The 11,784-nt window shown below is 68.9% G+C and carries 10 protein-coding genes; 8 read left to right on the forward strand and 2 right to left on the reverse strand.

Annotated features, from left to right (window positions below; translation table 11 throughout):
* Positions 1-47 precede the first annotated feature (47 nt).
* Positions 48-929 (reverse strand): hypothetical protein, encoded by an 882-nt coding sequence (locus CQ040_RS19500; protein WP_105528432.1) that lies wholly within the window; start codon positions 927-929, stop codon positions 48-50.
* Between the two features lie 238 nt (positions 930-1,167).
* Between CQ040_RS19500 and CQ040_RS19505 the strand changes: the two genes are divergently transcribed.
* Positions 1,168-2,043: an alpha/beta fold hydrolase gene (locus tag CQ040_RS19505; RefSeq protein WP_105528433.1), complete on the forward strand. Its 876-nt coding sequence runs from the start codon at positions 1,168-1,170 to the stop codon at positions 2,041-2,043.
* Positions 2,040-3,140: a M20 family metallopeptidase gene (locus CQ040_RS19510; RefSeq protein WP_105528434.1), complete on the forward strand. Its 1,101-nt coding sequence runs from the start codon at positions 2,040-2,042 to the stop codon at positions 3,138-3,140. Before CQ040_RS19505 ends, CQ040_RS19510 begins: the two co-directional genes overlap by 4 nt.
* A 143-nt stretch (positions 3,141-3,283) precedes the next feature.
* Here the strand turns inward: CQ040_RS19510 and CQ040_RS19515 are convergent, their stop codons facing one another.
* Positions 3,284-4,003 (reverse strand): TetR/AcrR family transcriptional regulator, encoded by a 720-nt coding sequence (locus tag CQ040_RS19515; RefSeq protein ID WP_105528445.1) that lies wholly within the window; start codon positions 4,001-4,003, stop codon positions 3,284-3,286.
* Positions 4,004-4,172: 169 nt separating this feature from the next.
* Between CQ040_RS19515 and CQ040_RS19520 the strand changes: the two genes are divergently transcribed.
* The 6 genes from CQ040_RS19520 to CQ040_RS20835 all read left to right on the forward strand — a co-directional run bounded on the left by CQ040_RS19520 (position 4,173) and on the right by CQ040_RS20835 (position 11,779).
* Positions 4,173-6,032 (forward strand): prolyl oligopeptidase family serine peptidase, encoded by a 1,860-nt coding sequence (locus CQ040_RS19520; RefSeq protein ID WP_105528435.1) that lies wholly within the window; start codon positions 4,173-4,175, stop codon positions 6,030-6,032.
* A gap of 106 nt (positions 6,033-6,138) precedes the next feature.
* Positions 6,139-7,839 carry an ABC transporter substrate-binding protein gene (locus tag CQ040_RS19525; RefSeq protein ID WP_105528436.1) on the forward strand — a complete coding sequence of 567 codons (1,701 nt, stop codon included), beginning with the start codon at positions 6,139-6,141 and terminating at the stop codon, positions 7,837-7,839.
* Positions 7,840-7,882: 43 nt separating this feature from the next.
* Positions 7,883-8,848 carry an ABC transporter permease gene (locus CQ040_RS19530; RefSeq protein WP_105528437.1) on the forward strand — a complete coding sequence of 322 codons (966 nt, stop codon included), beginning with the start codon at positions 7,883-7,885 and terminating at the stop codon, positions 8,846-8,848.
* Complete coding sequence (locus tag CQ040_RS19535; RefSeq protein WP_105528438.1) at positions 8,845-9,747, forward strand: ABC transporter permease; 903 nt, start codon at positions 8,845-8,847, stop codon at positions 9,745-9,747. Before CQ040_RS19530 ends, CQ040_RS19535 begins: the two co-directional genes overlap by 4 nt.
* On the forward strand, positions 9,744-10,748 hold the full coding sequence (locus CQ040_RS20830) for an ABC transporter ATP-binding protein (RefSeq protein WP_105528439.1): 1,005 nt from the start codon (positions 9,744-9,746) through the stop codon (positions 10,746-10,748). Before CQ040_RS19535 ends, CQ040_RS20830 begins: the two co-directional genes overlap by 4 nt.
* Positions 10,745-11,779, forward strand: coding sequence for an ABC transporter ATP-binding protein (locus CQ040_RS20835; RefSeq protein ID WP_181157071.1), 1,035 nt, complete (start codon positions 10,745-10,747; stop codon positions 11,777-11,779). The genes CQ040_RS20830 and CQ040_RS20835 overlap by 4 nt, the downstream gene beginning before the upstream one ends.
* Positions 11,780-11,784: the final 5 nt, after the last annotated feature.

Consider the following 11,784-nt stretch of genomic DNA (forward strand, 5'->3'; position numbering starts at 1 on the left):
GCCCGAGTGGGCGGGGCGCGGGTGGGACCCGCGGGTGTGCTCGCGTGTCAGGACTGTTCGTCGCGGCGGGGGAGTCTGATCCGCTCGGGCTCAGGGGTGGTCGGCTCAGGTACGGCGGCCTCCGGCGTGGTGGGCCCCGAAGCAGCGGGCGCCGGAGCAGCAGAGGGCTGACCAACGGATGCCGCAGGCGTCGGGGGCGCTTGTGGGGCGGAGATCTCCCTGGCCACCTTGTTCTCGAGCACGGTGACGGCGTCGTCGGAGAGCAGGATGAGTCCGTCGAGCTCTTCGCGCACGCGCTTGTAGGCGACGTTGCGCTCAGCCTGTGTCGCCGACTCGTCGACCGCGACCTTCAGCAGCTGCTGTGCACGATCGAGGCGCTTGCGCTCCGGCTCGGTGAAGGTCGAATCCCGCAGGCGCCTGGCATCCTTCTCGGCGATCTCGAACGCGACCGCGTAATCTCCGACGGCCTGCAGGTATTCGGTGACCTGCTGCTCCGACACCTTGGCGTCGGCGGAGGTCGGGCGCAGGGCATCCGCCGTCCTCTTCGCGCGCAGGAAGGCGGCGGTCAGCGGCTGGCGCCCGTCGCTCATGGCGGGGAAGGCGATGAGCTTCGCGACGTCGAGTTCGTAGTCGAGCCAGCGGCCGGTGATCTCGTCGTGCTCGGTGAAGAGTCGTGCGACCAGATCGTTCGGGGCGACGGATGCCGTGGTGTCGACGACCGACGGCCCGCGGCGCTTGCCCTGCTGGGTCAGCGCACGTGCCTCGATCTCGGCGGTCTTCAGCTGGGCCTTGACCTTCAGCGTCTCGAGGCGTCGCTCGTGGCGGCGCTTGGAGCCCTGCTCCCACGCCTTCGCAGCCCCGCCGGCCATCCCCATGATCGGGAAGAGGAGCCACCAGTAGCTGCCCGCCCACTGCCAGAACTCTTGCATGATGCGTTCAGCCTACTTCTCGGTGGGCCCGCGCGAACTCCTTCTCGGTGTGCCGGTCGCTGTGCTGTCCCGCGGCCCCCGGTCCCCATCCTCCGGTCGCACTTTCTGTCGCTGCGGAGCGCGGGAGGAGACGGGAACTGCGACCGGAGCGCGGGGAACATCGCAGGGGTTCCGAAATTGCTGGTCATTGATATAGTCAACGTTACTGACTTGGATGCCGAGACCGGAGAGTTGGACGATGATGACCACACCCCGCACGTCGATGATCGTGGACTGCGACGGCATCGGGATCGCTGCCGAGATGCGCGGATCCGGGCCGGCCGTGCTGCTGCTGCACGGGTATCCGGAGACCAAGGCGATGTGGAACGACGTCGCCGAAGACCTGGCTCGCGAGCACACCGTCGTCGCGGCCGACCTGCGCGGCTACGGCGACTCTGCGAAGCCGCGCGATGCGAGCTATGCCAAGCGCGACATGGCCCATGACCAGGTCGTCCTCATGCGCGAGCTCGGTCACGACAGCTTCGCCGTGGTCGGTCATGACCGCGGCGGCCGGGTCGGTCACCGCCTGGCGCTTGATCATCCGGATGCCGTCACAGCGCTGGCCGTGCTCGACATCGTGCCGACGCTGCACATGTTCGAGAACGTCGACCGAGAGATGGCGACGGCGTACTTCCACTGGTTCTTCCTGGCGCGCGGCGACGGGATGCCGGAGGCGCTGATCTCCGCCGACCGAGAGACCTGGCTGCGCAGTCGCTTCACCGGACGCCGCCACGACGGCGACGCGCTTCCCGATGCGTATGAGGAGTACCTCCGTTGCTTCGACGTCGACACCGTGCACGCCTCGGGCGCCGACTACCGCGCCGCCGCGGGGATCGACCTCGAGCACGACCGCACCGACCGCGAAGCCGGCCGCACCCTCGACATCCCCGTGCTCGCACTCTGGGGCGAACACAGCTATGTGGGCCGCAACTTCGACGTGCTCGCGACCTGGGCGCCGTATGCGTCCGGGGTCACCGGGGCATCGATCGACGCCGACCACTATCTCGCCGAGGAGGCGCCGCAGGCCACGGCCGCCGCCCTCCGCGCCTTTCTCACCATGGAGGTGACCGCATGACCGCACGCTCACACGCGATCGAGCGTCTCGACGCGCTCGTCTCGCAGGAGACACCCACCGGGGATGCCGCAGCGCTCGCCGCCGCCCAGGAGCTGGTGCGGTCGTGGCTCGACCCCGTGGTGGGGGAGCCCGGCACGATCGAGACCGTAGACGGCGTCGATCACCTGCTCTGGCCGGGAGGTGCCGCCCCCTCGGTGCTGCTGCTCGGGCACCTCGACACGGTCTTCCCGAAGGGCACCATCGTCGATCGGCCGTTCCGCGTCGAGGGTGACATCGCGACCGGCCCAGGGGTCTTCGACATGAAGGCGGGCATCGTGATCATGGCCGCAGCCCTCGCCCGCGTGGCACACCCCGGCGAGGTGGCGGTGTTGTTGACGAGCGACGAAGAGGTGGGTTCGCTGACCTCGCGCGCTCTGATCGAGCGGGAGGCCGCGCGTGCCGGCGCGGTGCTGGTGCTGGAGCCGAGCCTCGACGGTGCGTTGAAGATCGCCCGCCGCGGCGGCAGTATCTACCGGGTCGAGCTCACCGGTCGCGCGGCTCACGCCGGACTCGAGCCGTGGAAGGGTCGCAGCGCCCTCATCGAGCTCGCGCACCACGTGCTGGCCCTGCCCGAGCTCGCCGACGATGAGCGCGGCACCACCGTGAGCCCGACCGTCGCTCGCGCGGGCACCGTGACGAACGTGATCCCCGAGCACGCCGAGGTGCGCGTCGACGTGCGCGCCTGGACGCTCGGCGAGCTGGAGCGAGTGGATGCCGAGATGCAGCGCCTCGATCCGCACACCGAGGGCGTGAGCGTGGAGGTCATCGGCGGCATCAACCGTCCGCCGATGGAGGAGAGCGCCTCGGCTGAGCTGCTGGCCTGTGCACGACTCGTCGCGGAACGGCTCGGTCATCCCGAGGTCGAAGCCGTTTCGGCGGGAGGCGCCTCGGACGGCAACTTCACCGCTGCCGTCGGTGCTCGCACGCTCGACGGACTCGGACCCCGTGGGGCCGGCGCCCACGCCGACCACGAGTGGGTGTCGGTGGACTCGATGCTCGAGCGGATCGACCTGCTCACCGGGATGCTCGACGAGCTGGCTGCCGCCCGCGTGCGTTGAGGCGCGTGCCACCGATCTCGTCGGGAGGAGTTCTCCCTGTTGGGCGGACTCCTGACCGAGATTCCTCCGCCCGAGGGCGAGTTCTCCGCCCGACGGGGCGCGGGCTCAGGCCCGGGGCGCGGGCTCAGGCCCGGGGCACGAGCTCAGGCGCCGGGGGCGTGGCGGGCGATGCTCTCCAGCAGCAGGTCGAGTGCGGTCTCCCAAGCGCGCGGATCCCGCACGTCGGGGAGCTTCTCCCCGGCCCAGGCGATCTCGGGGAACTCGTCGGCATCGATCTTGCGCAGGTCCATCTGCCAGGTGAGCTCGTCGGCGTCCTGCACGTCGTCGGGGAGGGCGGTGAGGGCTGCCTGGATGCTCGATGCCGAGCGGATCAGCTGGCCGAGCGCCCGCGCATAGAGCGTCGCCTGCTCGCGGTCGAAGCCGCCGCGGCGCAGTGCGCCGATCGAGTACTCCATCGACGAGAGGTCGGTGGGTCGGCGCAGCGCCATCTGCAGGGCGAACTCGGGATAGCGCATGTAGTGGCTGTGGATCAGGTGCGCCTGCGTGCGCAGGTCGGCGAGCCAGTCGTCGGTGCGCACCATGGCACCGCTGTATGAGCGGGCGCGGAGGGTGTCGATGAGCGCGAGGAGCAGCTCGTCCTTGTCGCGGAAGTGCCGATAGATCGACGTCGGGTGCGCACCGAGCTCTTCGCCGATCGCCTGGAACGTGAGGCGGTCGAGGCCGTCGCGCTCTACGACCCGGTCTGCTGCCGCGACGATGATGTCGCGACTGAGCGAGTCGCGCGCTCGCCGGGGACGTGCAGTCGTGGTGCTCTTCGCGCGGGTGGGCGTCTTCGCCGATTCCGCGGACTTCCGAGTCGCCATCGAGTTCCTCCGTTCGCTCTCGTCACCGAGATCGGTCACGCAGACATCACGGTACCCCACGGTCGTCAGGCGGCCAGTCAGTCTCATCGACAATGGGCGAAACACTGTCCAAGCACTCGTAGCCAGTGTTATAGTCAACGCCATTGGCGATGACGAGGAGAGAGCAAGGATGCTGCACACCCCGGAAGAATCCACGACCGAGACGCTCGACGAGCGGTTCGCGGCTCCGTACCTCCTGACCGTGCGGCCGACTGCCGGCGCGGTCGATCTCGCGCTCGTCGTCGAGAACCATCCCGATGGTGCTCGCGGACGCGTCTGGCATGCCCCGGATGCTCCCGCTGAGCTGCTGCCGTTCGACGTGAGCACGGGCGCGATAGTCACGACCGACGGGCGCTGGGTCGTCGACCTCGACGACGGTGGCGGCTCCGAGGTGGGCGTCCTCGTCGCGACTTCGGTCGACGGCTCCGAGCGCGTCGAGCTCACGCCAGGACGCGAGGCGTATGTGCTGCGGGGCCTCGCGATGTCATACGACGGCTCTGCCCTCGTGGCCACCGTCGTCGATGAAGAGGGTTTCCACGTGCTGGTCATCCCCGCAGCCCCCTGGGGTGAGCCGCGGGTCATCTACTCGAACCCCGTGGAGGCCTGGTTCGGCCTGCCCGCAGCCGACGCCTCGCTCGTCTCGATAGACACGACCGACCACAATCCCGGCATCCGTCGCCCCCTGATCACGGTGGTGGATGGCATGACGGGTGACACCGTCGCCACCCTCGACGACCTTCCCGCCGGCCCCGTCCGCGCCGTGCGCTTCTCGCCGGTCGCAGGAGATGACCGACTCTTGCTCAACACCGAGCGGAGCGGCTTCTCGCGCCCGGCCGTCTGGCATCCGCGCACCGGTGAACGGCGCGACTTCGATCTGGCCGACCTCTCCGGAGAGGTGATCGCCCTCGACTGGAATGCCGAAGGTGGCCGCATCCTCGCCCTGCACGTCGACGGCGGCATCCAGCACCTGCTCGAGCTCGACGAGTCCGACGGTTCGGTGCGCGCGGTGCTCGATGGCGGGAGCTTCGCGGAGCCGGATATCGCGAACCTGCACCCGTTCTACTGGACGTCGTACTACGCACCGGACGGCGCTGTCCGCGCCCTGCGGTCGAGCTGGGATGTTCCCCTGCAGGTGACCGAGGTCGACGCCGACGGCACGGAGACGGTGCTGATCGAGCCCGCTGACGTACCGCCGGGGCAGCCGCTCACGTCGGCCCTCGTCACGAGCGCCGACGGCACCAGGGTGCAGCTGTGGTCGGGGCGTCCCGCGGGGCGCGAGCCGCTCGGCACGGTGCTCGAGATCCACGGCGGACCGATGCTCGTGGCCGTCGATCACTACAACCCCTCGGCCCAGGCCTGGCTCGATGCCGGCTTCGCATATGCCTCGCTGAACTACCGAGGTTCCGTGACGTTCGGCCGCGCCTTCCGTGAGGGCTTCTGGAATGCCGGGGGCGACCGCGAGATCGAAGACGTCGCGGCAGCGATCGCCTGGCTGAGGGAGCAGGGTCTCGCTGACCCCGCGACGACCTTCATCACCGGAGCCTCGTACGGCGGGCACATGACGCTGCTGAGCGTCGGGCGGCTCCCCGAGCTGTTCGCCGGCGGGCTCGCGCACGTCGCGGTCGCGGACTGGTCGGCGACGATCGAGGCCATGAATCCCGCGGTACGCACGGTATGGAGTTCGTGGGTTCCCCCGGAGCTCGTCGAGCGCTTCTCCGCCATCTCCTATCTCGACGACGTCACGGCATCCGTGTGGATCAACCAGGGCTCGATCGACACCCGCACGCCCGTGGTCGGCGTGCAGGGCTACGTCGACCGCCTGCGCGCCGACGGAGGCGACGTCGTGCTCGACATCTTCGAGGGCGGACACGAGCCGACGGGTCTGAACGGGGCCGTCCACGACCAGCGTCGCATGCACGAACTGGCGCTCCGGACGCTGGCCGGCGAGCGTTGGGACGCCACTGATCTCGTCACTAGTCACGAACATTGACTAAAGTGCTTGCTATCTCTCCCGGTCAGTTCTAGAGTCAGACCACTACCCGCACGACAGCACGTTCGCACTGTCCCTCAGTCGCACGATCACTGGAGATCCGTCCATGTCGAAATCACCCCTTCGCACCGTCGTACCCTCATCCCGTCGCGTCCTCGTCGCAGCTCTCGCCGTCACCGCACTGGTCGGCTCGCTCGCCGCCTGCACGTCGTCGAGCTCGACTCCTGAGCCCAGCGATGTCGCCGTCGTCGACGGCGGCGAGATCGTGATCGGTGCCGAACAGGAGCCCGACTGCGCCGACTGGATCGCCACCTGCGCCGGCTCGATCTGGGGCAGCTACATCATGCAGACCCCGACCCTGCCCGGTGTCTTCCAGACGCGCCAGGTCGACGACGAGTGGGTGCCCGTTCCCTCCGACCTCGTCACCGAGGAGCCGGTCGCCGAGGTCGCCGCCGACGGCACCCAGACCATCACCTACTCGATCAACCCCGACGCGGTGTGGTCAGACGGCGAGCCCATCACCTCGGCCGACTTCGAGTACACCGCGCTGCAGATCCGCGACGGCGACGACATCTTCGACAAGACCGGCTACGACCGCATCACCGCGATCGATGCGAGCGACCCGAAGACCGTCGTTGTCACCCTGAGCTCGGCGTACGCCGGGTGGCGCACGCTGTTCAGCGTCTACGGCCTGATGCCGGCGCACCTGCTCGACGGCAAGGACCGCAGCGCGCTGATGTCGGACGGCTACGACTTCAGCGGCGGACCGTGGAAGATCGAGAAGTGGACCCGCGGAACCTCGGTCACGCTGGTCCCGAATGAGAAGTACTGGGGCGAGAAGCCGCACCTCGACAAGGTCACCTTCCTGTTCCTGCCCGACACGACGGCGGCCTTCCAGGCGCTCAAGAGCGGACAGGTCAGTGCCCTCTACCCGTCGCCGCAGCTCGACGCGATCAACCAGATCGAGGCGGGGCTCCCCGGCATCAAGTCGCAGGTCGACGCCCGCAGCGGCAACCTCGAGGCGATCTGGCTGAACAACTCCGCAGCCCCCTTCGACTCGGTCGCGGTGCGCCAGGCGCTCGCATACTCCATCGACCGCGACGCCATCGTGAAGCGGCTGTTCGGGGCCCTCGGCATCGACAAGGCGCAGCAGAGCTTCAACACCCCGATGGTCGCGCCGTTCGCCGCGGACGACTTCTCGGAGTACACGCTCGACCTCGACAAGGTCGACGAGCTGATGGAGGGCGACGGCTGGGCGAAGGACGCAGACGACGTCTGGGCGAAGGATGGCGAGACGGCCACCTTCTCGATCAAGACGCTCGCCGGCAACAAGCGCCGCGACCTCACGGTGCAGGTGCTGCAGTCGCAGCTGAAGGATGCCGGGTTCGAGATGACGATCGACCAGGTGACCCCGGCTGACCTCTTCGGCACGATCGCACCGGAGGGCGACTTCCAGGCCGGCCTCTGGGCGCTCGTGGACACGTTCCCGGACCCCACGCTCAGCTCGACGTTCTCGTCGGTCAACATCCCGAGCGAGGCCAACGGCTTCTCCGGCATCAACTTCTACCGCACGAACATCCCCGGCCTCGATGACCTGCTCGGTCAGGTCGACAGCGAGCTCGACGTGGATGCCCGGGTCTCGGCGTCGCACGATGCGGATGCGCTGATCGCCGAGAACGTGCCTTCGCTGCCGCTGGACACCGTGCCGAACGTGCTGCTGTGGAGCGACAAGGTCGGCGGTCCCCTGCAGATCAACCCCGTCGAGGGTCCGTTCTGGAACCTCGCCCAGTGGGGCCTGGTCGGCTGAGCCCGCTCGGGTTCAGCTGTCAGGACAGGAACGAGGCGACGACGTGATCACCTTCATCACACGACGGGTGCTGTACTCGGTGCCGGTGATCCTCGTCGCCTCGTTCATCCTGTTCTGGGCGGTCAGGGCGACGTTCGATCCGCTGGCGAAGCTCCGCCAGGCGCACGACCCCTCGGTCATCGCCCGGGAGGTCGAGCGGCTCGGATTGGATCGCTCGATCCCCGAGCAGTACTTCCTCTGGCTGCGCGCGATGGTCACCGGCGACTGGGGCGTGAGCACCCGCACCGGCACCCCTGTGCTGCCGCTGATCGGCGAGGCGCTGTGGCCCACCCTGCAGCTCGCGTTCTGGGGGCTGCTGGTCGCGGTGCTGATCGCCGGCGGCATCAGCGTCTACTCCGCCGTGCGGCAGTACTCGCTCGGCGACAACCTGCTCACCGGAGCGTCGTACATCGGCATCGCGATGCCCGCGTTCTGGTTCGGGCTGATCCTGATCCAGACCTTCGCGGTGTGGCCGAAGGAGCAGTTCGGGCTCAGCGAGCCGCCGCTGTTCTTCATCGGATTGAACTCGCCGGGGCAGACCGGGGTGCTCGACTACGTCCGCCACCTCGTGCTTCCGGTGGCCGCGCTGATGATCGCGCTCGTCGCCTCGTGGAGCCGGTTCGGGCGGGCGGCCATGCTCGACGCGCTGTCGAGCGACTATGTGCGCACCGCGCGGGCGAAGGGCGTGCCGCGACGGCAGGTCATCTGGAAGCACGCGGTGCGCAACTCGATGGCCCCCTTCGTCACGGTCGTCGCCCTCGACGCCGCGATCCTGATCGGCGGACTCGTCGTGACCGAGCAGATCTTCGCGATCCCCGGCATGGGGCGACTCTTCCTGCAGTCGCTGGTGGCGGGCGACGTGTTCGTGCTGCTGCCGTGGATGCTCGTGGTCGCCGTCGCGGTGGTCCTGTGCAACCTGATCGCCGACATCGCCTATGCGGTGCTCGACCCGAGAGTGAGGCTGTCATGAGCGGTGCAGGCATCGCCGGGAGCGAGGAGCTGCTCGCCGAGCAGGATCCGCAGAAGGCTCCCACCCGCCAGCTGCTGAAGGGCTTCCTCCGGCACCGGCTCGGTGTCGTGAGCCTGATCGTGCTGGTCATTCTGCTGATCGCGTGCTTCGGCGCCGGGCTGATCGCGCCGTATTCGCAGGGGCAGCAGGATCTGCTGCTGGGGCCCACCCCGCCGTCGGCCGACCACTGGCTCGGCACCGACGAGCTGGGGCGCGACTACCTCAGCGAGATCCTGTTCGCCGGGCAGGTGTCGCTCGCGATCGGGCTGTCGGTCGCGCTGCTCGCCACGGTCGTCGGCACCGCGCTCGGGGCGATCGCCGGGTATGTGGGCGGATGGATCGGCGAGCTCATCATGCGCATCACCGACCTGTTCCTCATCGTCCCGGCGATCGCGCTGCTCGCGGTGATCCTGCAGGGACTCGGCCCCTCGCCCACCACGATCGTGTTCGCGCTCACCGCACTGGGATGGACCTACATCGCCCGTGTCGTGCGCGCCCAGGTGCTGTCTCTGCGCGAGAAGGACTTCATCGACGCGGCCAGGGGTATCGGAGCCTCGGGCGCCCGCATCGTGATCTCGCATCTGCTGCCGAACCTCGCCGGCGTCATCGCCGTCGCGATGAGTCTCGCCGTGGCATCCTCGATCATCGCCGAGTCGACCCTCAGCTTCCTCGGGTTCGGGGTCCAACCGCCGCAGACCAGCTGGGGATCGATGCTCAGTCAGGCGGCCGGCTACGTCGGCACGCCGCAGGTGTACCTGCTGTACTTCCCCGGCCTCTTCATCCTCGTGACGGTGCTCTGCGTCAACTTCATCGGCGACGGACTGCGCGATGCGCTCGACCCGCAGGGGAAGAACCTGTGAGCGCCGCGGTGCTCCTCGAAGTCGAGGACGTGTCGATCAGCTTCCCGACCGATGCCGGGCTCGCCAAGGCCGTCGAAGGTGTCTCGTTCGTGCTGCACGAGGGCGAGACCGTCGGCATCGTGGGCGAATCGGGTTCGGGCAAGTCGATGACCGCGATGGCGATCATGGGACTGCTGCCGAAGAGGGCCGTCGTGACCGGATCGATCAGGTTCCGCGGCCAGGAGCTGGTCGGTCTCGCAGACGACGAGCTGCGGGAGATCCGCGGCAAGGACATCGCGATCGTGTTCCAAGACGCTCTGACCGCGCTCAACCCGGTCATGCGCGTGGGGGAGCAGCTGGTCGAGGCGGTGCGGGTGCACAGACCGGAATCGACCGCGGCCGAGCGTCGCGCGAGGGCGATCGAGCTGCTCGACCTGGTCGGTATCCCTTCGCCCGAACTGCGCGTCGACCGCTACCCGCACGAGTTCTCCGGCGGCATGCGGCAGCGCGTCATGATCGCCATGAGCATCGCCAACGAGCCCGACCTGCTGATCGCCGACGAGCCCACGACGGCGCTCGACGTGACGGTGCAGGCGCAGGTGCTCGAAGTGCTGCGCGAGGTGCAGCGGCGCACCGGAACGACCGTGCTGCTGATCACGCACGACCTCGGCGTCGTGGCCGGAACCGCCGATCGGGTGCTCGTGATGTATGCGGGCGGGCTGGTCGAGACAGCCGACGTCGATCCGCTGTTCTACGAGACCGCGCACCCGTACACCGCGGGGCTGCTGGCATCGCTGCCGCGCATCGACCGGCGGGCCTCGCGCGATGAACGGCTGTACCAGATCGCTGGACAGCCTCCGGTGGCGACGGCCTGGCCCGTCGGATGCCGCTTCGCACCGCGGTGCGCGCACGCGGTGGTCGGCCGCTGCGACGTGGCCGTACCCGAACCGGTCGCTGTCGGCGAGGGGCACACGGCCGCCTGCGTGCGAGTCGACGAGTGGCAGAAGGAGGTGGTGTCATGAGCAGTTCCGTCGTGAGCGGTCCCGTCACGAGCACTGGCCTGACGGTGCAGAACCTCGTCAAGGAGTACCGCGTCGGTGGTGGCCTGTTCGGCCGCACGCGCGACGTGGTGCAGGCGGTGTCGGACGTGAGCCTGTCGATCGAGGGCGGGCAGACGTTCGGGCTCGTGGGCGAATCCGGATGCGGCAAGTCGTCGCTCGGGCGCAGTGTCGCACGGTTGCAGTCGAGCGACGGCGGCACGATCCTGCTCGGCGACGATGACATCACCGGCCTGGAGGGCACGCGTCTTCGGGCCCTGCGTCGGCGGGTGCAGTTCGTGTTCCAAGACCCGTACGCCTCGCTGAACCCACGCAAGTCGGTGCGGGCGACGCTCACCGAGCCGCTCGTGATCCACGGCCTGCACCGCGGAAACCACGACCGCCGTGTCGAGGAGCTGCTGACGCAGGTCGGGCTCAACCCCGCGCACGCCGACCGCTTCCCGCATGAGTTCTCGGGCGGGCAGCGGCAGCGACTCGGCATCGCCAGGGCCCTCGCCGTCGAGCCCGAGGTGATCGTGCTCGACGAGCCGGTCAGTGCGCTCGACGTCAGCGTGCAGGCCGGGGTGTTGAATCTGCTCGACGACCTGCAGCGCGACCTCGGGCTCACCTACCTCTTCATCGCGCACGATCTCTCGGTCGTGCGGCACCTCAGCGACCGCGTCGGGGTCATGTACCTCGGCAAACTCGTCGAGGAAGGACCCGTCGACGAGATGTACGAGCGACCGCTGCATCCGTACACCCAGGCGCTGCTGTCGGCGATCCCGGTGCCGGATCCTCGGGCCGAGCGGGCGCGCGAACGCATCGTGCTCACCGGCGACGTGCCGAGCCCCGTGTCGCCCCCGAGCGGATGCCGCTTCCGCACCCGCTGCTGGAAGGCCACCGAGATCTGCGCCGAGGTCGTTCCCGAGCTCGCCGCTCCCACCGTCAGTGCCCCCGAACCCGGTGACACGCATCGCGTAGCCTGCCACCACCCCGCCGAGCGCGCCGTCCTCTGACCACC

Source organism: Microbacterium sp. MYb54, from assembly GCF_002979515.1.
GTDB lineage: Bacteria > Actinomycetota > Actinomycetes > Actinomycetales > Microbacteriaceae > Microbacterium.

What these genes read in the sequence shown, in the direction of transcription:
- CQ040_RS19500 (WP_105528432.1), bottom strand. Translation starts at nt 929, where the DNA reads ATGCAAGAGTTCTGGCAGTGGGCGGGCAGCTACTGGTGGCTCCTCTTC.
- CQ040_RS19505 (WP_105528433.1), top strand. Translation starts at nt 1,168, where the DNA reads ATGATGACCACACCCCGCACGTCGATGATCGTGGACTGCGACGGCATC.
- CQ040_RS19510 (WP_105528434.1), top strand. Translation starts at nt 2,040, where the DNA reads ATGACCGCACGCTCACACGCGATCGAGCGTCTCGACGCGCTCGTCTCG.
- CQ040_RS19515 (WP_105528445.1), bottom strand. Translation starts at nt 4,003, where the DNA reads ATGGCGACTCGGAAGTCCGCGGAATCGGCGAAGACGCCCACCCGCGCG.
- CQ040_RS19520 (WP_105528435.1), top strand. Translation starts at nt 4,173, where the DNA reads ATGCTGCACACCCCGGAAGAATCCACGACCGAGACGCTCGACGAGCGG.
- CQ040_RS19525 (WP_105528436.1), top strand. Translation starts at nt 6,139, where the DNA reads ATGTCGAAATCACCCCTTCGCACCGTCGTACCCTCATCCCGTCGCGTC.
- CQ040_RS19535 (WP_105528438.1), top strand. Translation starts at nt 8,845, where the DNA reads ATGAGCGGTGCAGGCATCGCCGGGAGCGAGGAGCTGCTCGCCGAGCAG.
- CQ040_RS20835 (WP_181157071.1), top strand. Translation starts at nt 10,745, where the DNA reads ATGAGCAGTTCCGTCGTGAGCGGTCCCGTCACGAGCACTGGCCTGACG.